Origin of the sequence: Aquibaculum arenosum (genome assembly GCF_029222965.1) — a bacterium.
Taxonomy (GTDB): domain Bacteria; phylum Pseudomonadota; class Alphaproteobacteria; order Kiloniellales; family DSM-21159; genus Aquibaculum; species Aquibaculum arenosum.
Genome location: NZ_JARHUD010000003.1, coordinates 348,712 through 370,803 on the forward strand (window position 1 = coordinate 348,712; position 22,092 = coordinate 370,803).

21 protein-coding genes are annotated in these 22,092 nt (G+C 65.1%); 15 read left to right on the top strand and 6 right to left on the bottom strand.

The annotated features are described in order from the left end of the window. Nucleotides 1-3: 3 nt before the first annotated feature. From P2G67_RS06780 to P2G67_RS06790, 3 genes are all read right to left on the bottom strand, one after another. Complete coding sequence (locus P2G67_RS06780; RefSeq protein ID WP_275821333.1) at nucleotides 4-468, bottom strand: PIN domain-containing protein; 465 nt, start codon at nucleotides 466-468, stop codon at nucleotides 4-6. Between the two features lie 116 nt (nucleotides 469-584). Further along, nucleotides 585-1,613: a histone deacetylase family protein gene (locus P2G67_RS06785; protein ID WP_275821335.1), complete on the bottom strand. Its 1,029-nt coding sequence runs from the start codon at nucleotides 1,611-1,613 to the stop codon at nucleotides 585-587. Continuing rightward, complete coding sequence (locus P2G67_RS06790) at nucleotides 1,610-2,305, bottom strand: GntR family transcriptional regulator (protein WP_275821337.1); 696 nt, start codon at nucleotides 2,303-2,305, stop codon at nucleotides 1,610-1,612. The genes P2G67_RS06785 and P2G67_RS06790 overlap by 4 nt, the downstream gene beginning before the upstream one ends. 192 nt (nucleotides 2,306-2,497) lie before the next feature. On the opposite strand from P2G67_RS06790, the gene P2G67_RS06795 reads away from it, so the two are divergent. The 5 genes from P2G67_RS06795 (at nucleotide 2,498) to P2G67_RS06815 (ending at nucleotide 8,922) form a co-directional block, all read left to right on the top strand. Continuing rightward, nucleotides 2,498-4,063 (top strand): ABC transporter substrate-binding protein, encoded by a 1,566-nt coding sequence (locus P2G67_RS06795; protein WP_275821338.1) that lies wholly within the window; start codon nucleotides 2,498-2,500, stop codon nucleotides 4,061-4,063. An 89-nt stretch (nucleotides 4,064-4,152) separates the two neighbouring features. Then, nucleotides 4,153-5,127 (top strand): ABC transporter permease, encoded by a 975-nt coding sequence (locus P2G67_RS06800; protein ID WP_275821340.1) that lies wholly within the window; start codon nucleotides 4,153-4,155, stop codon nucleotides 5,125-5,127. Then, nucleotides 5,127-5,966 (top strand): ABC transporter permease, encoded by an 840-nt coding sequence (locus P2G67_RS06805; RefSeq protein WP_275821342.1) that lies wholly within the window; start codon nucleotides 5,127-5,129, stop codon nucleotides 5,964-5,966. Before P2G67_RS06800 ends, P2G67_RS06805 begins: the two co-directional genes overlap by 1 nt. A 2-nt stretch (nucleotides 5,967-5,968) precedes the next feature. Next, nucleotides 5,969-7,636: an ABC transporter ATP-binding protein gene (locus P2G67_RS06810; RefSeq protein WP_275821344.1), complete on the top strand. Its 1,668-nt coding sequence runs from the start codon at nucleotides 5,969-5,971 to the stop codon at nucleotides 7,634-7,636. Further along, complete coding sequence (locus tag P2G67_RS06815; protein WP_275821346.1) at nucleotides 7,633-8,922, top strand: ArgE/DapE family deacylase; 1,290 nt, start codon at nucleotides 7,633-7,635, stop codon at nucleotides 8,920-8,922. The genes P2G67_RS06810 and P2G67_RS06815 overlap by 4 nt, the downstream gene beginning before the upstream one ends. 87 nt (nucleotides 8,923-9,009) lie before the next feature. Here the strand turns inward: P2G67_RS06815 and P2G67_RS06820 are convergent, their stop codons facing one another. Continuing rightward, the gene (locus P2G67_RS06820) at nucleotides 9,010-9,432 is read right to left on the bottom strand and encodes a DoxX family protein (protein WP_275821348.1); all 423 of its coding nucleotides are present in this window, start codon (nucleotides 9,430-9,432) and stop codon (nucleotides 9,010-9,012) included. A gap of 152 nt (nucleotides 9,433-9,584) precedes the next feature. Then, nucleotides 9,585-9,935: a helix-turn-helix domain-containing protein gene (locus P2G67_RS06825; protein WP_275821350.1), complete on the bottom strand. Its 351-nt coding sequence runs from the start codon at nucleotides 9,933-9,935 to the stop codon at nucleotides 9,585-9,587. Between the two features lie 635 nt (nucleotides 9,936-10,570). Between P2G67_RS06825 and P2G67_RS06830 the strand changes: the two genes are divergently transcribed. The 4 genes from P2G67_RS06830 to P2G67_RS06845 all read left to right on the top strand — a co-directional run bounded on the left by P2G67_RS06830 (nucleotide 10,571) and on the right by P2G67_RS06845 (nucleotide 14,481). Then, on the top strand, nucleotides 10,571-11,347 hold the full coding sequence (locus P2G67_RS06830; protein ID WP_275821351.1) for an ABC transporter ATP-binding protein: 777 nt from the start codon (nucleotides 10,571-10,573) through the stop codon (nucleotides 11,345-11,347). 180 nt (nucleotides 11,348-11,527) lie between these two features. After that, on the top strand, nucleotides 11,528-11,962 hold the full coding sequence (locus P2G67_RS06835) for a hypothetical protein (RefSeq protein ID WP_275821353.1): 435 nt from the start codon (nucleotides 11,528-11,530) through the stop codon (nucleotides 11,960-11,962). 33 nt (nucleotides 11,963-11,995) lie between these two features. Beyond that, a complete protein-coding gene (locus tag P2G67_RS06840; protein WP_275821355.1) occupies nucleotides 11,996-13,450 on the top strand; it encodes a cytochrome P450 in 1,455 nt (484 codons plus the stop codon). Further along, nucleotides 13,447-14,481 carry a serine hydrolase domain-containing protein gene (locus P2G67_RS06845; protein WP_275821357.1) on the top strand — a complete coding sequence of 345 codons (1,035 nt, stop codon included), beginning with the start codon at nucleotides 13,447-13,449 and terminating at the stop codon, nucleotides 14,479-14,481. The genes P2G67_RS06840 and P2G67_RS06845 overlap by 4 nt, the downstream gene beginning before the upstream one ends. 17 nt (nucleotides 14,482-14,498) lie before the next feature. Here P2G67_RS06845 and P2G67_RS06850 read toward each other — a convergent pair whose 3' ends face one another. Then, a complete protein-coding gene (locus P2G67_RS06850; protein ID WP_275821359.1) occupies nucleotides 14,499-14,864 on the bottom strand; it encodes an MliC family protein in 366 nt (121 codons plus the stop codon). Between the two features lie 249 nt (nucleotides 14,865-15,113). Between P2G67_RS06850 and P2G67_RS06855 the strand changes: the two genes are divergently transcribed. From P2G67_RS06855 to phoU, 6 genes are all read left to right on the top strand, one after another. Then, nucleotides 15,114-16,565, top strand: coding sequence for an ATP-binding protein (locus P2G67_RS06855; RefSeq protein ID WP_275821361.1), 1,452 nt, complete (start codon nucleotides 15,114-15,116; stop codon nucleotides 16,563-16,565). A gap of 108 nt (nucleotides 16,566-16,673) precedes the next feature. Next, on the top strand, nucleotides 16,674-17,717 hold the full coding sequence (locus tag P2G67_RS06860; protein WP_275821363.1) for a substrate-binding domain-containing protein: 1,044 nt from the start codon (nucleotides 16,674-16,676) through the stop codon (nucleotides 17,715-17,717). 84 nt (nucleotides 17,718-17,801) lie between these two features. Beyond that, nucleotides 17,802-19,184 (top strand): phosphate ABC transporter permease subunit PstC, encoded by a 1,383-nt coding sequence (pstC, locus tag P2G67_RS06865; protein WP_275821365.1) that lies wholly within the window; start codon nucleotides 17,802-17,804, stop codon nucleotides 19,182-19,184. Next, nucleotides 19,177-20,487, top strand: a complete 1,311-nt coding sequence (pstA, locus tag P2G67_RS06870; protein ID WP_275821367.1) for a phosphate ABC transporter permease PstA — start codon at nucleotides 19,177-19,179, stop codon at nucleotides 20,485-20,487. Before pstC ends, pstA begins: the two co-directional genes overlap by 8 nt. 79 nt (nucleotides 20,488-20,566) lie before the next feature. After that, complete coding sequence (gene pstB / locus P2G67_RS06875; protein ID WP_275821479.1) at nucleotides 20,567-21,328, top strand: phosphate ABC transporter ATP-binding protein PstB; 762 nt, start codon at nucleotides 20,567-20,569, stop codon at nucleotides 21,326-21,328. 18 nt (nucleotides 21,329-21,346) lie between these two features. Further along, on the top strand, nucleotides 21,347-22,090 hold the full coding sequence (gene phoU, locus P2G67_RS06880) for a phosphate signaling complex protein PhoU (protein ID WP_275821369.1): 744 nt from the start codon (nucleotides 21,347-21,349) through the stop codon (nucleotides 22,088-22,090). Nucleotides 22,091-22,092 lie beyond the last annotated feature (2 nt).

A 22,092-nucleotide genomic window follows, 5' to 3' on the forward strand; every position in this document is an offset into this window, starting at 1 on the left:
CCTTCATAATCGAGGCCGGAAGGCGGAGAGCGTATCCAGTGACGGTCGCCATTCTATCCTCCTCAAGAGTTCGCCAGGCCGACATACCTCGACCCCAATGTATTTCACCCCTGGGTCCGATGGCTGATAATCGCTGACGTTGAACGTCACCAGCACGTCAGCACCCCCATTCAGCGCCACCTCCACGAACAACTCATCGTTCGGGTCTTGCAGGGACGGCCGGCACGAGAAGTCCGGGGTCACGGGTTCGACGACGGCCGCCCAGTTATCGAGAAAGGCATCGATATCGTTCGCATCGAGATTCATCTCGGTCAGATGTTCAGGGCGCTTCAATACCGCTTCGTACTCGATCATCATCCCGACGCCGGTTAGAGGGGCGATCACCCCTTCCAACCCTGTGATCAAGAGGATGCGAGATGCGCCTGTTGGGCTTCTCAGGCCGCTGAGGACCACGTCGGTATCAAGCACCACCCTCATATCATATACAATATCATTTTTCAGAAGCAATCAAAGTGTCATATCACATGCAATATGATGCTTTTGCAATCCATGACACCTGAATGCGCTCTCCTGAAAAGCATCCCCTACTTCCGCGCCCCTTCGAAGCCCTGCAGGAAGGATTCCAGGTTCTCCCCGAGTTCCGGGGTGAGATAGCCACCTTCCTGCACCAGCAGGGTGGGGAAACCCTCGCGCGCGATGGCTTCGGCGATGCGGGAGAAGCCTTCGGTGGTGACTGCCAGTCCTGCCAGCGGGTCGCCGGCGAAGGCATCCAGGCCGAGCGCGACCACCAGTACGCCCGGCGCATAGGCCCGGATGGCCGCGAAAGCCCGGTCGAGGGCCTGGAGGAAGGGTTCATCGCCGCTGCCGATGGGCAGGGGCAGGTTGAGGTTGAAACTTTCTCCCTCGCCCTCACCGCGCTCCTGGGCGTGGCCCCAGAAGAAGGGGTAGAACTGCGCCGGATCGGCATGGATGGAGACGGTCAGCACGTCCCGGCGGCGGTAGAAGATCCCCTGGGTGCCGTTGCCGTGGTGCAGGTCGACGTCGAGGACCGCGACACGCTCGTGGGCCTGACGCAGGTGTTGGGCGGCGATGGCGGCGTTGTTCAGGAAACAGAAGCCGCCGGCCATGTCGGCATAGGCGTGATGACCTGGCGGGCGGCAGAGCGCATAGGCCTCGTCGGCCCCGTCGAGCAGCAGGCTGGCGCCATGGACAGCCGTATCGGCGGCGCGGCAGGCAGCCTCCCAGGTGTGGGTGCCGATGGGACAGGCGGTGTCCGCCATGTGCCAGCCAGCGCGGCCCACGATGTGCTGGGGGTAGCTGGCGGGGCGCCGGCCGGGGTGCACGTTCGCGATGATCTCTCCACCGCTGTCGCCCAGGGCCTGCCACTCCTGCCAGGCCGTTTCGAGGAACTGCAGATACTCAGGCGTGTGGATGGCCGCGCGGGGACCGGGGCCAAAGGCTTCGGCGGTCAGGACCTGGTGGCCTTGGCGCTCCACCGCCGCCAAGAGGGCTTGCGCACGCTCGGGCTTCTCGGCGCTGGGCTTCGCCATGCCGCGCACCAGGAAGAACTGGGGATCGTGCCGGCTGTGTTCGGGGGCGTGAATGACCTTCATGCTTCTCCTTCGCCGGGCCGCGCCGGCTTTTGCTGGCGCTGCTGGAAGAGCGCACGCACCTCTTTCCAGGCAACGGTGATGTGGTTGTCGAGCTCTTGCTGCAGGCGCTCGCCGTCTCCAGCCTCCAGCGCCTCGAGCAGCGGGCAGTGAACCTGGGCCAGGCGGCATGGATCGTCGAAGATCTGACCCACCAGCGCGATCACAAGATGCAGTTCGCCGGTCAGTTCGGAAAAAACGCGCTGCAGGCGGCGGTTGCCCGAGAGCTCGCAGAGCAGGAGGTGGAAGCGCAGGTCTTCCTCGACCACGGCGGCCTGGTCGCCGCGCTCGGCGGTCTCCAGCAGGCGTTCGAGTTGGCGGCGCAAGGGGTCGAGATCGACGTCTGCGCCGCGCGCCAGCAGCGCACTGCCGGCAAAACTCTCCAGACAGAGGCGCAGGCTGTAGAGGTCGTCCACCTCCTCCAGCGTCGGCAGGCGTACGGCAAAACCGCGATGGGGGCGGGAGGTGAGCAGTCCGCGCTGCTCCAGCAGGCGGGCGGCTTCGCGTACCGGAGCGCGACTGATGCCCATCTGCCGGGCAATCTCCGCTTCGCCCAGTCGCTGGCCGGGGACGAAACGGCCGGTGACGATGGCGCGGGTGAGCTGCTCGGCAACCCGGTCCACCAGTCCGTGTCGCTCGATGGTCTGGAAGGCCATCCTGGACCGTTTCCCTGCGTGCTGGCTCCACAACCTGACGTTACTCAGGGTAGCGAGCGAAGGCGTCGACTGTCGACACATTTCTGCTTGGTGCTGCGTCTCAGTCTGTGGCAGGGTCTTATGTGCAGGGGGCGAAATAAACAGACCTCCGCGCAACAGGGCGGCTTCAAACACAAGAGGGAGACTCGAAGCATGACCAAAGGGCAAAGGGCGATCGCCCTGGCAATGGCGGCCGCAGTGACAGCAGCGGCTGGCTCGGCCTTGGCTGAGGAGCCGAAGCGGGGCGGCACGGCGAACGTCGTGATCCAGCCGGAACCGCCCGGCCTGATCATGGGCCTCTGGCAGAATGCCCCGACGCAGATGGTGGCCGGCAACATTTATGAAAGCCTGCTGAAGTATGACCAGGAGCTGAACCCTCTGCCCAGCCTGGCGACGGAGTGGGAGGTCAACGACGATGGCACGGTCTACACCTTCCATCTCAAGGACAACGTCCTCTGGCACGACGGCGAGCCCATGACCGCCGACGACGTGGTCTTCTCCGTCACCGACTTCCTGGCCGAAACCCACCCGCGTCTGCGCGTCTCCCTGGAGCATGTGGAGAATGTCGAAGCGCTGGACGATCACACGGTGCAGTTCACGCTGAAGCAGCCCTTTGGCCCCTTCATGGGCATCTTCGAGGTCGGCTCAATGCCGATCACGCCCAAGCACATCTACGAGGGCACCAACTTCCAGGACAACCCGGCCAACAACCATCCCATCGGCACCGGGCCCTTCAAGTTCGCTGAGTGGGAGCGGGGCTCGCACATTCATCTGGTGCGCAATGAGGACTATCACGTCGAGGGCCTGCCTTACCTGGACGAGGTCTATTGGCACGTGATCCCGGACGGGGCGTCGCGGGCCGTGGCCTATGAGAATGGCGACGTGGATGTGCTGCCCGGCGGTTCGGTGGAGAACTTCGACGTGGCACGTCTTTCGGAACTGCCGAACACCTGCATCACCGGCGGGGGCTGGGAATACTTCTCCCCCATGGCCTGGATGTGGCTGAACAATCGTGAAGGGCCGCTGGCCGACAAGCGTGTGCGCCAGGCGGTGCTCTATTCCATCGACCGCGAGTTCGCCCGCGATGCAATCTGGAACGGCTTGGGCGAGGTGCCCACCGGCCCGGTGAGCTCCAAGGTGCGCTTCTACGAGCCCGACGTGCCGCGCTACGACTATGATCCCGACAAGGCGCGCGAGCTTCTCGAAGAGGCGGGCTACGATGGTGAAGAGATCCGCATGCTGCCGCTGCCCTATGGCGAGACCTGGCAGCGCTGGGCGGAGGCGGTGCGCCAGAACATGCAGGAGGCCGGCTTCAACGTCTCCATGGAGGCGACCGACGTTGGCGGCTGGAACCAGCGCCTGGGTGACTGGGACTACGACATGGCCTTCACCTACCTCTACCAGTACGGCGATCCGGCCCTGGGTGTGACCCGAAACTACATCTCCTCGAACATCGCCAAGGGCTCTCAGTGGAACAACGTCCAGGGCTATGAGGATGAGCGGGTCGACGAACTGGCGGATGAGGGGGCGGTGGCTTTCCCTGACGAGAAGCGCCAGGAGATCTACAGCGAAATGCAGAAGATCATCGTCGAGGATGCGCCGATCGCCTGGCTCCTGGAGATCGAGTTTCCCACGATCTATCGCTGCGACATGAAGGACCTGATCCAGACCGCCATCGGCGTGAACGACGGCTTCGGCGACGCCTGGCTGGATCGCTGATTACGGCATCTCGGCCCTCGCCAGCCGCAAGCGGGGCCGGCGGGGGTCGTCTTCGTCCTTTCCTGTGACCGCTGGGCGCCAGGGGAACAATGGGCAGGCTTTCCTACATCACCCGGCGGCTGGTCAAAGGGCTCTTCGTCCTGCTGGCCATCGTCATCCTGAACTTTTTCCTGATCCGGGCGGCGCCCGGCGACCCGGCCCAGGTCATGGCCGGGGAGGCCGGCGCCTCCGACGAGATGTTCATCGAGCAGCTGCAGGAGCGCTTCGGTCTCAACCGACCTCTGCATGAGCAACTCTTCATCTACGTCAAGGGCATCGTGACGCTCGATATGGGCTGGTCCTATCGACAGGATCAGTCGGTGGCCTCTTTGATCGGCCAGCGCCTGCCGGCGACCTTGCTTCTGACCGGCACGGCCTTTTGTATCTCGCTCATGTTCGGCGTGCTCATGGGCGCTTTGGCGGCGGCCCGGGTCGGCAAGTGGACCGACTCGCTGATAACCACGGTCGCGCTGATCTTCTACGCCACGCCGCTGTTCTGGATCGCGCTCATGGCGATCCTGCTCTTCTCGGTCTATCTCGGTTGGCTGCCGGGCTTTGGCATGGTGAGCGTGGGCGCCGGCTACACGGGCCTCGCCTACATCGGCGACATTCTGGCGCACCTCGTGCTGCCGGCGCTAACGCTCGGCCTTTTCTACACCGCCGTCTATGCCCGCATGACCCGCGCCTCGATGCTCGAGGTGATGGAGATGGACTACGTCAAGACGGCCAAGGCCAAGGGTGTCGCCCCGGGGCGGATCACCCGCGTCCATGTGCTGCGCAACGCGCTCCTGCCCGTCATCACCCTGGCCGGCATCCAGGCGGGGCAGATGATCGGCGGGGCGGTGCTGACGGAAACGGTTTTCGCCTGGCCCGGCATCGGGCGGCTGATGTTCGATGCTCTGCTGCAGCGTGACTACAACCTGCTGCTGGGCATTTTCTTCGTCTCCTCGGCGATGGTGGTGCTCTTCAATCTGATCACCGACCTCGTCTACACCTTCGTCGACCCGCGAATCGAGGTGTCGTGATGCGGGATTTTTGGAAACGTTTTGCCCGCAACAAGGGCGCCGTCATCGGATTGGGCATCCTGATTGCGGTGGTGCTCCTGGCGGCGCTGGCGCCGCTGCTCTACCCCGACAGTCCCTGGCGGATGGTGCAGCGGCCCTTCCTGCCGCCCATGGAAATGGACGGTTTCTGGTTCGGGACCGACACGCTCGGCCGCGACATTGGCGCCGGATTGGCCCACGGGGCACGGATTTCGCTCCTGGTGGGGATCGTCTCGACCCTGGTGGCGCTGTCCATCGGGGTCACGCTGGGCGCTTTGGCCGGCTATTACGGCGGTCTGCTGGATGATGCGCTGATGCGCTTTACCGAATTTTTCCAGACCATCCCGAACTTCGCCCTGGCCATCGTGCTGGTGGCGATCTTCCAGCCTTCGATCACCTCCATCGTGATGGCGATCGCGATCGTGTCCTGGCCGCCGGTGGCGCGCCTGGTGCGCGGTGAGTTCCTCTCACTGCGCAGTCGGGAGTTTGTGCAAGCCTCGGTGGTGATCGGCCAGTCCAACGCGCGGATCATCCTGACCCAGGTCCTGCCGAACACGCTCTCTCCGGTGATCGTCATGGCCTCGCTCATGGTGGCCACGGCAATCCTGCTGGAATCGTCGCTGTCCTTCCTGGGTCTGGGCGATCCCAACCACATGTCCTGGGGCTACATGATCGGTGCGGCGCGCACGGTGCTGCGCCAGGCCTGGTGGATGAGCTTCTTCCCGGGCATCGCCATCCTGCTGACCGTGCTGGCCCTCAACCTCGTGGGCGAGGGCTTGAACGACGCGCTCAACCCGCGTCTGGCCCGCAAGGGGAGGTGACCATGAGCACGCAAGAGGCCCTGCTTCGGGTCGAAGGTCTGACGGTACGCCTGCCTGCCGGCGCAGACCGGCAACATGCAGTGGAGGACATCTCCCTCGAGCTGCAGCGCGGGGAGATTCTCTGCGTCGTCGGCGAGTCCGGCTCTGGCAAGTCGATCACCGCCAACACCATCATGGGGCTCCTGCCGCGCCCCTACGTGGAGCCGGTGGCCGGTCGGATCATGTTCGAGGGGCGCGACCTTTTGCAGCAGCCGGAATCGGCGCTGCGCGCCCTGCGTGGCAGCCGCATCGGCATGATCTTTCAGGAGCCGATGACCGCGCTGAACCCCGTGATGCGCATCGGCGCTCAGATCGCCGAGGTCTTCGACACTCATGGTGCCCTGAGCAGGAAGGCGCGCAAAGCCAAGGTGGCGGAACTGCTGGATAGCGTCGGCCTGCCGGAACCGGAAACGCTCGGCGAGTCCTATCCCTTCCGGCTTTCCGGCGGGCAGCGCCAGCGGGTGATGATCGCCATGGCGCTCGCACTGGAGCCAGCAATTCTGATCGCCGATGAACCGACAACGGCGCTGGACGTTACCACCCAGGCGCAGATCCTGGCCCTGATCAAGCAGATCCAGGCGCAGCGGGACATGGGCGTGATGTTCATCACCCACGATTTCGGGGTGGTGGCGGAGATTGCCGACCGCGTGGCGGTGATGCAGCTGGGCAAGGTGGTGGAATCCGGCCCGGCCCGCCAGGTGCTTGACGATCCGCAGCATGCCTACACGCGGCGCCTGGTGGGCTCGGTGCCGGCCTTCGAACCGCCGGCGGCGCGGCCTCGAATGGAGGGCGAGCCGATCCTGCGCGTGGAAGGCCTGCGCAAGACATTTGTGGTGGCCCGCGGCCTTTTCACCAAGGGCCGGGAGGTGGCGGCCGCGCAGGACGTCAGCTTCCAGATCCGGCGCGGCGAGACCATCGGGCTGGTGGGCGAAAGCGGTTCGGGCAAGTCTACGGTCGGGCGCTGCATCGTGCGTTTGCTGGATGCCGATGGCGGTGCGATCCGCTTCCGTGAGGAGGTCGACCTCAACGCCCTGCGCGGCCGGGCGCTCGCCCCCTATCGACGGCACGTGCAGATGGTCTTCCAGGACCCCTATGCCTCGCTGAACCCGCGGCGCAAGGTGGGGCGCATCATCGCCGAGGGGCCGATGGCCCATGGTGCCTCGCGCGACGACGCCATGGCCCGAGCCCGGGAGCTGCTGGCCTTGGTGCATCTCGATCCCTCGGCGGCCGAGCGCTATCCGCACGAGTTCTCCGGCGGGCAGCGCCAGCGCATCGGCATAGCCCGCGCCCTGGCTCTGGACCCGGAGCTGCTGGTGGCCGATGAGCCGGTCTCGGCGCTCGACGTCTCGGTGCAGGCGCAGGTGCTCGACCTGCTGGAGGAGATCAAGCAGCGCCTCAAGCTGGCAATGCTTTTCATCACCCATGACTTGAGGGTGGCAGCCCAGATATGCGACCGCGTTGCGGTGATGCAGCGCGGCCGTATTGTGGAGTATGGTGAGACGCGGCAGGTTTTCGCCGAGCCGCAGCACGACTACACCCGCTCCCTGCTGGCTGCGGTGCCGGGCAAGGAGTGGCAGATTCCCGAATCCGCCCGCCTGGCGGTGCAGCAACAACAGGAAGCCATTGCATGAGTCTCGATCCAAAGCTCCAGCAGGACATCATCGATGCCGTCGACCGGGGATTCGACGAGGAGGTCGATTTTCTCTGCGAGCTGGTTCGCCATCCCTCCCTCCGCGGTCAGGAGCATACCGCCCAGGACTACTGGTTCGATCACCTGAAGCGCCGCGGCTACACCATGGACCGCTGGCAGGTGCGGGTGGAGGACATTGAGCACCATCCGGGGTTTTCACCGGTCAAGGTGGACTATTCCAATGCCATCAACGTCGTGGGTACCCATCGGCCGCGGGAGGAAAAGGGCCGCTCCCTGATCCTCAACGGCCACATGGATGTGGTGCCGGTGGGGCCACTCGACATGTGGAGCAGCCCGCCCTTCGAACCGCGCATCGAGGGCGACTGGCTCTACGGCCGCGGCGGCGGAGACATGAAGGCGGGTCTGGCCGCGAACCTGGCGGTGATGGATGCCTTCCGTCGCCTGGGCTACCAGCCGGCGGCGACCGTGCATCTGCAGTCGGTGGTGGAGGAGGAGTGCACCGGCAACGGCGCGCTTTCTTGCCTGGTGCGCGGCTACAAGGCGGACGCAGCGGTGATCCCCGAGCCCGAGGACGAGATGCTGGTGCGGGCGAATACCGGTGTGCTTTGGTTCCGCGTGCACGTCCGGGGCCATCCGGTGCATGTGCGCGAGGCCGGCAGCGGCGCCAACGCCATCGAGGCCTCCTTCAAGGTGATGCAGGCCCTGCGGGAACTGGAAGCGCGCTGGAACGAGCGCAAGGGCGATCACCCCTGGTTCGAGGACCTGGATCACCCGATCAACCTGAACTTTGGCAAGATCGAGGGCGGGGACTGGGCCTCATCGGTGCCGGCTTGGTGCTCCTTCGATTGCCGCATCGCGCTTTATCCGGGCGTGGCGGCCAAGGATGCCGCGGCGGAGATCGAGGCCTGCGTGCGCGAGACCGCGCGCAACGACCCCTATCTGGGCAACAATCCGCCGGAGGTGGAGTGGAACGGCTTCTTCGCCGAGGGTTATGTGCTGGAGCCCGGCAGTGAGGCAGAGGCGCAGCTTGCCGCCGCGCATCAGCAGGTCTTTTCGCGCCAGCTCGAAGAACTGGTGACCCCGGGCTATCTCGACGCGCGGGTCTTCGTGCTTTACGGCGACACACCCTGCCTGGTTTACGGGCCGAAGTCCGACAACATCCATGGCTTCGATGAGCGGGTGAGCCTCTCGTCCTTGAAGCAGGTGACCCGTACGTTAGCGCTCTTCACCGCCAACTGGTGTGGTCTGGAGCCGATCGAGGGCTAGCCCGACTCTACCGGATGCGCTCCTCTCGCGGCCACTTTGCGGCCGGAGAGGAGCGCCTGAAGGTCACTTCGAAGGCGACGCGTTGGGTCAGGTTCCGCGCACCTTGCCCGCATGCCGGCCTCTATAGGCATCGATGCTGATCGGCCCCGCTCCCGCGAACACGAAGTAGAGGAACAGGAAGCAATAGAGGATCGCTGCGTCGCCGCCGTTGTTGACCGGCCAGAAACTCTGGGAGGCGTGGCCCATGAAATAGGCGAAGGCCATGGTGCCCGAGGCAAGGAACGCAGCGGGACGCGTGAACAGTCCCACCGCGATCAGCGCGCCGGCCACGAGTTCAACGAGACCTGCGTAAGCGCCCGGATGTGCAAAGGTCCACCCGAAGCCGGCGCTGTCGCCCCCAGGGAAATAGAGGAACTTCTGCGTTCCGTGAGCCAGGAACAGCAGACCGGACATGATCCGCAGGACGCTGAGCATCGGCGACGCAAGGGCCGCCAAGCGATGTTCGATCATGGGTCGCTCTCCTATCGATCTCGACTGCGAAACGCAGGATGGGTTCGCCTGCGCTTCGAGCGCCACTTCGAAACCCAGTTGGCGCCGGCTCCTGTTGCGCTCCTCTCCGGCTGGAAAGCTGCCGTGAGAGGAGCGCAGCGCCGCGCCGTCGATCAGCTCGCCTTGGCGAAGGCCTTCACCAGGCGCACAATCTGGGAGCGCAGATTCTCATCCTCGATCGAGCCCACTGCCCGCGCCAGTTCCAGTGACTGACGATCCAGCGGCTTGGCGTCCTCCGTGGCGGCGCCTTCCAGGCCCTCGAAGAAATAGCCCACCGGCACGTCGAGCACGTTGCAGATGTCCCAAAGGCGGCTGCCGCTGATGCGGTTGGCGCCACTTTCGTACTTCTGGACCTGCTGAAAGCTGACGCCCAGCTTGTCGGCCAGTTCGCTCTGGCTCATGCCCAGAGAGACACGACGCTCCCTGAGACGACGCCCAATGTGTATGTCGGTCTTGTGATACATCTGGATACCTTCCCTTCGCTGGGGGATGAAGTTTCGAAGATCGGCGTGGGACCCCCGGTGAAACCTGTTCCTGTACTGTAGCCTCTCTTGAAACGGGCAGGCGCGTACCCTGACACCTGACAGGTGGTCTGCGTTCCGAGGCGGAAGAGCTCTCGTTGCACAACCACAACGAACGGCGGGCCTTGTGGCTCCATTACGATCCGAGAAAGACGGATGATTGATGCCTGCAGGTTGGTGATCCCCTCCTCCAAAGGGTCACATAACCAAACAGGCCGCCGCTGCTGTGCAATTTCGGACCGAAGGGCGTCGGCCCCGCAAGCCTGGGCAATACGGCAATTCAACCGTCTGTCGTTCGGCCTGGGAATGCTGTCCTCCGAAAGAGGTCTAGCGTTCCGCTGTGCTCATCTGTAGGGCAACCACATCGCTTTCAATACTCTTGGGCGAGCGCCCGGACCAAACAACACGTATATTGGGGGCGCGCGACTCTCCATTGGTGGACATCGCAGTCCCAGCTACCATTGCAAGATGATTTATCCGGTTGCCGAGGACAAGACGTTGAACGCCTGTGCCGCGAATTTGTCACTTTTCACGTGGTCTTGTCAGACCCGCTTCGCCCCGTCACTCTCCAGGCTGTCATGACCGACCAGCCCCATCCTTTCCATGTCACCGGTCTCGCCAAGAGCTTCGGCGAGAAGCAGGTATTGCGTGATGTGGAGTTCACTGTGCGACGCGGTGCGTCCACCGTGCTGATAGGCCCCTCCTCTTCGGGCAAGACCGTGCTGCTCAAGTGCATGCTCGGCCTCCTGCCCATCGATGCCGGCAGCATCGAGATCGAAGGCCGCACGCAGGCAAGCCTCAACACCGCGCAGCGTCGTGAGCAGGCGGACCGCATGGGCGTGGCCTTTCAGCAGAACGCGCTGTTCGACAGCATGAGCTGCTGGGAAAATGTAGCCTTTCGCCTGCTGCAGCGTGGCGATCAGGACCGCGCGGCGGCGCGCGCGCAGGCCATCGAGCAGATTGGTCGTTTCGGGCTGCGCCCCGAGGTGGCCGATCGCTATCCAGCAGAGATATCGGGCGGCATGCAAAAACGCATCGGCCTGGCCCGAGCCTTCGTCAGCCGGCCGGCCATGCTCATGCTCGATGCCCCGACCGATGGTCTCGATCCGATCATGACACGCCACACCAACCGCCTGATCCGCGCGGCAGTGGAGGAGAGCGGTGCGACGGTCTTTGCCATCACCACCGACATGCGGGCCGCACTGGAGTTCTACGACCGCCTGATGATGCTGCATGACGGCCGCATCATCTGGGAGGGGACCACCGACGAGGCACGCCACGCCGAAGAACCGCGGCTGCGCCAGCTCCTTGAAGGGCGCAGCGAGGGACCGATCCGCATGGCGGTGCGGGCTTGATGGAGAGCTGGTGTTTCTTGCCGCATTCTGCGGCCGGCGCGGTTTCCAGTTTCACAGCTTGCGTAGGTGCACCAGGTCCCAATTTGCGCGTTTATTTGGCTCGCATGGCGATTCCAATTGCACGCGTTCCGCTCTAGACTGCGCAGCGATTTCATTCTGGGGGAGGTTTAAGGAAAAACCATGAGCCGTCGATTCTCTTTTGCCGCCGGCCTCGTCGGCGCCGCCGCTATCGCCTTTGCCGGACTTTCGGCCGCGGCGCAGGAAAGCCCGCCGGTCACCGTCGAACTCAACAAGGTTGAGCAGATTGATAACGCCTGCCGGGCTTACCTGCTCTTCGAGAACGGCCATGACAGCCGCTTCGATGAGTTCCGTCTGGATCTCGTTTTCTTCGACGGCGAGGGGGTGATCGCACGGCGCATCGCGGTGGAGGCAGCGCCTCTGCGGGCCGACCGCTCGGTGGTGAAGCTGTTCGACCTCTCCGATCTCCAGTGCGACACGATCGATCGGGTGCTGCTGAACGACATCGCGCCTTGCGCTGATGAGAGCGGTACGCGGGAGGACTGCGTCGATCTTGTCGAGTTGCGCTCACGCAGTGACATCGAGTTCTTCCAATAAAAACGGCCGGCGTGCCGGGGAGCAAAAATCCCATTGGCTGAGGCCTGTCCCTTCTCGGCGGTTCCGGAGTCTGGCGGTGCGGTGGCGCCCCCGCGGGCGCGATTCGAGCCGCCGCGCCCGGCGCCGCTGGTCGAACCGCACGAAATCAGCGGCTATCTGGCTGAGGCCCATCGCCTGGCTAGGGGGGAACTCGACCTTATCTCCATCTGGCCTGAGTGGGGCTACAGCGGAAAGTTCCGCGGTCTCTCCGTGCTGCGGCGTTGGGTCTTCGTGGCGCTTTCGCCGGATGCGGTGCGCCATGTTCTGGTCACCAACGCGCAGAACTATCCCAAGAGTGACCTGATGGAGCGGGCGCTGCGCGAGCTGGTGGGGGACGGCATGTTCATCACCAACGGCGCCAACTGGCGCTGGCGCCGGGACCTTGCGAAGCCCGCCTTCACCTCCGTGCAGGTGGGGCGAATGATGGAAGAGGTGCCACCGGTGGCCGAGGCGCTGGTGAAGCGCTGGAAGGACCTGCCGGAGGGCACGCCGGTCAGCGTTTCCGACGCCATGACCGCGGCCACTGCCGAGGTGGTCTGCCGGGCGCTTTTCTCCGTGCCGCTGGGTCTCGACCGGGCCTTCGACCTGGGCAAGGCTTTCGCCGACTACCAGGAGCACGCAGCGCCCTTCGACATCGGCTTCCTGCTGCGCCTGCCGGCCGCGATGCGCCCGCCGGCCTTTCGGTCCCGGAGCGCGGCCAAGCGCATTCATCGCTTGCTGGACGGCCTGTTGGAGGAGCGTGCGCGCCGTTCGGTCGAGCGCAGCGATTTCGTTGATCTTCTGGAAGAGGGGCGCGATCCGCAACGCGATGCGCCGCTGACCCACGAGCAGAAGCGCGAAGAGGCGGCGGTCATGTTGCTGGCGGGACACGAGACCTCGGCCTCAGCGCTGTCCTGGACTTTCTTTCTCCTGTCACAGGCACCGGAGGTCGAGGCGCGCTTGACGGCGGAGCTGGACGAGACCCTTGGACCGCCGGAAACCGCCCGAGCGCCGAGCTACGATGACCTGCCGCGGCTGCGCTACACGGCGGCGGTGGTGCAGGAAACGCTGCGACTCTATCCGCCGGTGGCGCTGCTGCCGCGCGAAGCGAAGCAGGAGGATCACATCCGCCGGCGTAAGATTCCGGCGCAGTCGCTGATGCTGGTGCCCACCTGGCTGCTGCACCGGCACGAGCGCTATTGGAGCGATCCTCACGCTTTCTGGCCGGAGCGCTTCCTGGATGATGGGGAGCGGCGCACGCCCTTCTCCTTCCTGCCCTTCGGCGCGGGACCGCGCACCTGTCTCGGCGCCTCCTTCGCCATGGCCGAGGCGACCCTGCTGCTGGCCAGCCTCTATCGCCGCTTCCGCTTCCGGCTCAAGCCTGGCGCAGAGGTGAAGCCGGTCTGCCGTCTGACGCTGCGGCCCAAGGGCGGTTTGGAGATGCTTTTGGAGCACCGCCGCAGCCCGTGAAGGACAGCTTTAGGGACGTCTTAGGGGTAAGTCGGATGATCACCCGTCGTCTCTTCAATGGCTTCCTCGTCGCCGGTCTCGCCCCGCCAATCACCATGCCGGCGCGCAGCCAAACCGGCGCTGGGGTCGAGGAGGCCATTGCACCACTGGATCAGTTGTACTCAATCCAGATTCAGCGCGGCAACGAGGTTCTTCTGGCTCAAGCCCCGCGCGGACCCGGACTGGACCGGGTCGCTAACATCAAGTCGTGCTCCAAAAGCATCGTTGCCTTGATTCTCGGCACCTGCATCGCGCGCAACGAGATTCCTTCGGTTGACGCGCGCCTTGTCGATGTCGCGCCCGATCTCGTGCCGCAGGATGCGACTGACGGCGTGTCGGAGATTACAATGGAACATCTGGTGTCGCTCACAGCAGGCCTGGAGGCGACCTCGGGCGGAAACTACGGCGGGTGGATAGCCTCTGCGAATTGGGTATCGGATGTGCTGACCCGGCCCATTGTCGCGGAGCCGGGCAGCCGTATGATCTATTCGACCGGCTCGACGCATGTCTTGGGTGCTGCGCTGACCCAGGCTTCGGGCGAGACGCTTCTCGATCTTGCGCGCGACCGCTTGGGCCGCCCGATGGGATTTGAGATTCCGCCCTGGTCGCGGGATCCGCAAGGTTTCTATCTGGGCGGCAACGAGATGGCGCTGACCCCGCGCGCCATGCTTGCGATTGCGCTCATGATGCGCGACGGGGGCCGCTACGACGGCGATCAGATCGTTCCAACCGACTGGATCGAGGCCTCTGTTGTTCCACGGGCGCGCTCACCCTATTCCGGCATGGACTATGAGTATGGTTGGTTCATCACCGAAACCGGCTATATCTTGGCACGCGGTTTCGGTGGTCAGGTCATCGCCGCCCATCCCGACGCCGATCTCGCCGTCGCGATCACGTCGGATCCCACCCGCCCTGCAAACTCTGAAGGTTACTTTGGCGACCTCGTAAGCCTGCTCGATGGGCCTGTTCTCGACCTGGCGCGACAGGGCTGACGTGGCGCGAAACCCGTTTAGGACTGCACCCGACAGCTGGTTGATTCATTTTCCGAATCGCGCATGAGGTTCTGCAGCGAGGCCTCCTCGCCCTTCACCCACCAGATGTAGGGGCCGCCGGCGTAGCGGGCGCCGGAGCCGGAAAGGACGTTGGCGGCAATCACGAAGCCCTCGTCCAGCGCCAGGGTGACCAGCGAGATGTCGCCGGCGTTGATGTACTCTGCCTCCACCGCTTCGCCCTCGCAGTCATAACGCAATTTCCGGGAATCGACGCTGGCTGCACCCGGCACCGCGATGGTGATTTTTCCGGGCTTCGGGGCATCACGGTCGCGCAGGCCATCACCGGCGCAGCCGACCAGCAGCAGGGCCAGTCCGGCCGTCATTACCGTTCTGGCTGTCACACTTCTTGCAGTTCGGGCAGGTCGCGTTGCGGCTGTGTGTAAGAAAAGCGTCATGACTGCCTCCCCCTTTTTCGTTTGCTTGTGCAATCATGGGCGGGCGGCAGCCGTGGGGCAAGGCGGCCTTTCCGGCGCCTGTCTTCCCCCTGTCATCTTTCACTGGTAGAGGCAAAGACGCCGCTGGCCGACAGAGGACCGGGGGCGTTTTTCTGCCGTCGATGGGAACTTGCCGGAATGCTGCGTCATGTTGTTCTTGCCCTGCTCGCGCTCTGTGCGCCGGTTCTGGTGGTGCTGGCCGGGCTGGTGGCGGCCGGCTTCCTGGCCTGGTCCTGGGCTATTCTGGCGGTGCTGTTGATTGCGGCAATTCAGTTGCCGCTGTTGATCGGCCACTTTCACCACCTGAGAACCATCTTGGCCTATCTCGGCAAGCTGCGGCGCGGTGGCGGCGCGGCCATTGGCATGGTGCAGCACTGGGAGGGCGGCGCCACCCTTCTGACCCCCGGGCTCGATGTCGCGCTCAAGCAGACCGCACGCGAGCGTGAGCGCCAGCAGCAGGCGGTGGAAAGCGCGATGGCTGCCAACGAAGCCATTCTTTCAAACCTTCCCGACCCGTTGCTGCTGCTGGATGGCAAGCGGCGCATCCTGCGCGCCAACCCGGCGGCCGAGGCCCTGTTGGGCGGGGAGCTGGCGGGGCGCGACCTGGTGTCGGTGCTGCGCCAGCCTGACCTTCTGAGCGCAGTGGACCAGGCGCTGGCCGGCCAGCGAGCGGAGGCTGTTGATTTTGACCTGCCGGGACCGGTCGAGCAGCACCTCATTGCTCATGTCGTGGGGCTGGAGATGCCGGCTGTGGAGGGGCCTGCGGCGGTGGTTGCCTTGCATGACCTGACCGCCATCCACCGGGCAGAGAGGATGCGCGCGGACTTCGTCGCCAACGCCAGCCACGAGCTGCGCACGCCACTGGCCAGCCTGCTCGGGTTCGTTGAGACTTTGCGCGGGCCGGCGCGCGACGATCCGGCGGCGCTGCAGAGCTTTCTGCCGATCATGCACGAACAGGCTCAGCGCATGACCCGCCTGGTGGAAGACCTGCTCAGCCTGTCGCGCATCGAACTGCGTGAGCACAGCCCGCCGAGCGGCCGGGTTGATCTTGCGCGCACGCTGGATGCCGTGGCCCGCGGGCTGGCCTTGCGCGCGAAGGACCGGGGCATGCGCCTGGACCTCGACCTTGCCGGCTGTCCCGCGGTGCTGGGCGAGGAAGACGAGCTGACCCAGGTCTTCCAGAACCTGATCGACAACGCCATCAAGTACGGCCGGGACGGTAGCGTGGTTCGTGTCCTCGGGCGCCTGGGCGATGCAGAGGAGGATGCCTTCGCACGGCGCCTTGGCGTCCCCTGCCTGGCCGTGGCGGTGCACGACGAGGGTGAGGGCATTCCGCGCGAGCACCTCTCGCGCCTGACCGAGCGCTTTTATCGTGTCGATACGGCGCGCTCGCGCAAGCTGGGGGGCACAGGTCTGGGACTGGCCATCGTCAAGCACATCGTCAATCGGCACCGCGGATTGTTACGGATCGAAAGCATTTCGGGTGAGGGTTCGGTCTTCACCGTCTATCTGCCGCTGGCGCCGGCGGCGGAAATGCACGGGGAAGACAAAAGTGACGCGCGTCAAAAAACCTTAACACAAACGCAATAAGCTGGACTTCGTCAGCGGGTAGGTCTCGGCCATCCGCGCAACGTCACCAGGCTCACGTGGGTCTGGAGATCGAGTTGCTGCGGCAGTGCCAAGAGGAGGCAAAGTCCGATGAAGAATGTCATGCTTGCAACGGCGGCGGTCGCTGCCATGGGACTGATGGCTGGCGATGCGCTTGCGCAGGCACGCGATCAGATCCGGGTGGTGGGCTCCTCCACCGTGTTCCCCTTCTCCAGCCTGGCGGCCGAGCAGTTCGGCCGGATCGGCGAATTTCCCGCCCCCGTGGTCGAATCCACTGGCACCGGCGGCGGCATGCGGCTGTTCTGTGGCGGCGTCGGCGTCGATTATCCCGACATCACCGGTGCCTCGCGCGCCATGAAGGCCTCCGAGTGGGAGAACTGCCAGGCCAATGGCGTCGATGACGTGACCGAGATCCAGCTCGGCTTCGACGGCATCACTCTTGCGGTCTCTCTCGATGGCCAGCCGATGGATGTCACCCGCGCGCAGCTCTTCCAGGCGCTTGCCGCCGAAGTCGAGGTGGACGGCGAGATCGTCGCGAACCCGCACGAGCGCTGGTCCGACATCGACGCCGACCTGCCGGATGTGGAGATCACCGTTCTGGGCCCACCGCCGACCTCGGGCACCCGTGATGCCTGGATCGAGCTGGTGATGGAAGAGGGATGTGACACCTTCCCGGCCATCGCAGACCTGGCCGAGAGTGACGAAGACCGCCACGCCGAGGTGTGCCAGCGCATGCGCGAGGACGGGCACTTCGTGGAAGCCGGCGAGAACGACAACCTGATCGTGCAGCGTCTGGTCTCCGAGCCCGACAACTACGGCATCTTCGGATACAGCTTCCTGGCCGAGAATGCGGACTCGATCCAGCCGGCGGCCATCGACGGCGTGGAGCCCAGCGAAGAGACCATTGCGGACTTCTCCTACCCCGTGTCCCGCCCGATCTTCGTCTATGCCAAGAATGCCCATCGCAGTGCCATTCCTGGCCTCGAAGAGTTCATTGCGGAGCTCACCGACGACCGCGCCTTCGGGCCGGACGGCTACATGACCGATATCGGCCTGATCGCCATGCCGGAAGAGCGTCGTGCCGAAGTGCGCGAGGCAGCCGAAAGCGGCGCGACCTTCAGCCCCTCCGAGTAATCAAGTTCCCCTCCTGGCGGCGCGCTTCGGTGCGCCGCCGCTTCTCCATTTCTGGTGTTACACTTCGATGACCCAATCGCTGCCATGTCCTTCTCCCTGACCCTGGGCGTCTTGCTGCTGCTCTCGGCCGCCGGCTACTGGGTCGGGCGCAGCCGTGCCGCCAACCTGGTGGCGCGAGGCAGTGGACGGCTGCACAGCCTGCCGAGCTATCACGGTTTCTACGTGGCGCTCTGGGCGGGCATTCCTGCCTTCGTGTTGCTCCTGGCTTGGGGGGTGGCGGGCGATCGCATCGTGGAGGCGTTGGTGCTGGCCGGACTGCCCGATGCCCAGACCGCCACGCTCACCAACAGCGAACGCGCGCTTCTGCTGGCGCAGATCCGCAACGAGGCTGCCGGGATCGGCTTCGGCACACCCGAACCCTTCGTGGCGGCCGCAGCCGAGCGCCTAGTGGAGCTGCGCAGCTTCAGCGCTTGGATCGTTTCAGCGGCGCTGATCGCCGGTGCACTGGCAGCGTTGGCCTGGGCACTGCGCCGCCTGGCGCCGGACCTGCGCACCCGCAATGGCGTGGAGCGCACGCTGCGCCTGGCCATGGCGCTCTGCTCGGCGCTGGCGATCCTGACGACGCTCGGCATCGTGCTGTCGCTGATCTTCGAGGCGCTGCGCTTCTTCGCGCGCTACAGTCCGCTCGACTTCCTTTTCGGCCTGCAATGGAGCCCGCAAACGGCGATCCGCGAGGACCAGGTGGGCTCCTCCGGGGCCTTTGGCGCCCTGCCGGTGGTCTGGGGCACGCTCTTCATCTCCCTGATCGCCATGCTCGTGGCCGTGCCTGTCGGCCTGATGAGCGCGGTCTACCTGGCGGAGTATGCCACGCCGCGGGTGCGGAGCTGGGTCAAGCCGGTGCTGGAGATCCTGGCCGGCATACCCACGGTGGTCTACGGCTTCTTCGCCATCCTGACCATCGCCCCCCTGGTGCGCGAGGCGGGCGTGACCCTGGGACTGAGCGTTGCCGCGAACAGCGCGCTGGCCGCGGGCCTGGTGATGGGTTTGATGCTCATTCCCTTCGTCTCTTCGCTGTCCGACGATGTGATCAACGCCGTGCCGCAGTCCCTGCGCGATGGCGCGGCGGGACTAGGGGCGACCCGGTCGGAAACCGTGCGTCAGGTGGTGCTGCCGGCGGCCCTGCCAGGGATCGTTGGCGCGGTGCTGCTCGCGCTGTCGCGCGCCATCGGCGAGACCATGATCGTGGTCATGGCGGCGGGCCTGGCGGCCAACCTGACGGTGAACCCCTTCGAGGCCGTGACCACCGTGACGGTCCAGATCGTCTCCAACCTTACCGGCGATACGGAGTTCGACAGCGCCAAGACGCTTTCGGCCTTTGCGCTCGGATTGCTGCTCTTCTGCGTGACCCTCTGCCTCAACGTCATCGCTCTTGGCATCGTCAAGCGCTATCGGGAAATCTATGACTGACAGCTTGCAGATCACAGGCGCTGGCACCTCGCTGCACACGACGCCGGCGGCGCAGCGGCGCCTGCGGCGGCGCTATGCAGCCGAACGGCGCTTCAAAGCCCTGGGCCTTTTCGCCGTGCTCTTTGGCCTGGCGATGCTCGCCTTCCTGCTGACCACCATCGTCAGCCAAGGCTATCGTGCCTTCATCCAGACGCACGTGAGCCTGGAGGTCTATCTAGACCCCGAGGTGATCGACCCGCGCGGCACCGCAGACCCGCGTGACCTGGCCCGGGCCGACTACCAGAGCCTGGCCGAGAACGCGCTCTATGGCCTCTTTCCGGCGGTGGAGGCCTCGGCCGAGCGCCGGGCCTTGCGCGGCATGTTGTCTCAAGGGGCTGGGTTGGAACTGCGCCGGCGCATCCAAAACGACCCTGAGTTGGTCGGCACCACCCTGGAACTGCAGCTGCTGGTCAGCGGCAGCGTCGACCAGTTGAACAAGGGTGTGTTCGATCTGGAATCTGGCCGCCGCTTGCCGGTGAGCGACGAACAGATCGGTTGGTTCCGCGAGCTCGAGGCACAGGACCGCATTTCCGCACCCTTCAACTGGGGGCTCTTCACCCGGGCCGACAGCCGCGAGCCGGAACTGGCCGGCCTGGCTGGGGCACTCCAAGGGTCGCTCTATCTGATGATCGTGACCTTCGTGCTGTCCTTCCCGCTGGGCATCGGCGCGGCGATCTACCTGGAGGAGTTCGCGCCGAAGAACCGGCTCACCGACCTGATCGAGGTCAACATCAACAATCTGGCCGCCGTGCCTTCCATCGTCTTCGGCCTGCTCGGGCTCGCAGTCTTCATCCAGGTCTTCGGGCTTCCCCGTTCCGCGCCGCTGGTTGGCGGCATGGTGCTGGCGTTGATGACCCTGCCGACCATCATCATTGCTACCCGAGCCAGCTTGAAGGCCGTTCCCCCTTCGATCCGCGAAGCGGCGTTGGGCATCGGGGCTTCACGCATTCAGACCATTTTCCACCACGTCCTGCCGCTGGCCATGCCCGGCATCCTCACCGGCGCCATCATCGGTCTGGCCCAAGCGCTGGGAGAGACGGCGCCGCTGCTCATGGTGGGGATGAATGCCTTCGTCACCAGCGTCGGCGACTCCATGACCAGCCCGGCCACCGCCCTGCCCACCCAGGTTTACATGTGGGCCGACAGCCCGCAGCGCGGTTTCGTCGAGCGCACCTCGGCGGCCATCATGGTGCTGCTCGGCTTTCTGATCGTGATGAACGCGCTGGCCGTGTTCCTGCGCCGGCGCTTCGAGAGGCGGTGGTAAACCCATGTTCAAGGAAGAGTACGCCCTGATGCAGACTGCCAGTCCTGCCCCAAACACTCCGGCCACCGCCACGGCTCCCATGGCCGACGTCAAGATGTCTGCGCGCCAGGTGCGGGTGCACTACGGCGACAACGAAGCCCTGCACGGGATCGATGTGGACATCCGGCGCAACGAGGTGCTGGCCCTGATCGGCCCCTCGGGCTGCGGCAAGTCCACCTTCCTGCGCTGTCTCAACCGCATGAACGACAGCATCGAGGGCTGTCGGGTCAGCGGCAGCGTGACCTTGGACGGGGTCGACGTCTACGATCCGGCTTTGGACGTGGTGCAGATCCGGGCGCGCGTCGGCATGGTGTTCCAGAAACCCAATCCCTTCCCCAAGTCGATCTACGACAATGTGTGCTATGGGCCACGCATCCACGGCCTGACCCGCAACCGCACGGAACTGGACGAGGTGGTGGAGACCAGCCTGCGCCGGGCCGGTCTGTGGGAAGAGGTGAAGGATCGCCTGGCAGCACCCGGCACAGGGCTGTCCGGAGGCCAGCAGCAGCGACTGTGCATCGCCCGGGCCATCGCCGTCAGCCCCGAGGTGATCCTGATGGACGAACCCTGCTCGGCCCTGGACCCCATCGCCACGGCGCACATCGAGGAGCTGATCGACGAACTGCGGCGCAACTACACCATCGTCATCGTCACCCACAACATGCAGCAGGCGGCACGCGTGAGCCGGCGCACGGCATTCTTCCACCTGGGCAATCTGGTGGAAACCGGGGACACGGAGACGATCTTCACCAATCCTGGCGATCAGCGCACTCAGGACTACATCACCGGCCGCTTCGGCTGAGCTGGAGGAGGAGAAGGCATGACGGGCTCATCGGAGCACATCATTCGCGCCTATGATGACGAGCTGCAGGCGCTCAACGGCCTGATCGCGCGCATGGGCGGGCTGGCGGAAATCCAGCTCGCCGCGGCGGTCGATGCCTTGGTCAAGGGCGATGCGGAGCGGGCGCAGCGGATCGTGGCCGGGGACCGGGCGCTGGATGAACTCGAGCAGGAAATCGATGCCGCGGTCGTGCGCATGCTGGCTCTGCGTCAGCCGGTGGCCGGCGACCTGCGCAGCGTCGTGGCGGCGCTGAAAATCGCCGCTGACCTGGAGCGCATCGGCGACTACGCCAAGAACGTGGCCAAGCGCTCCACGGCCCTGGCTCAAAGCCGCCAGATGGAGACCCTGGGGGCGATTGCGCGCATGGCGCGCCTGGTTCAGGCTGGGATCAAGCAGGTGCTGGACGCCTACCTGCAGCGTGATGCGCGGCTCGCCCTGGACGTTTGGGAGCGCGACCGCGAGATCGACGAGATGTACACCGGGCTGTTCCGCGCCACCCTGACCTATATGATGGAGGATCCGCGCAATATCACTCCGGCCACCCATTTGCTCTTCATCGCCAAGAATATCGAGCGTATGGGCGATCACGCCACCAACATCGCCGAGGTGGTGCATTTCATGGTGACCGGCAATCGTCTGGAAGGGGGCCGACCCAAGGGCGACACCTCGAGCTATGCGGTGGTGGAGCCGGAAAGCCCGCGGTCCGGTGGGGAGGGGAGATAGAG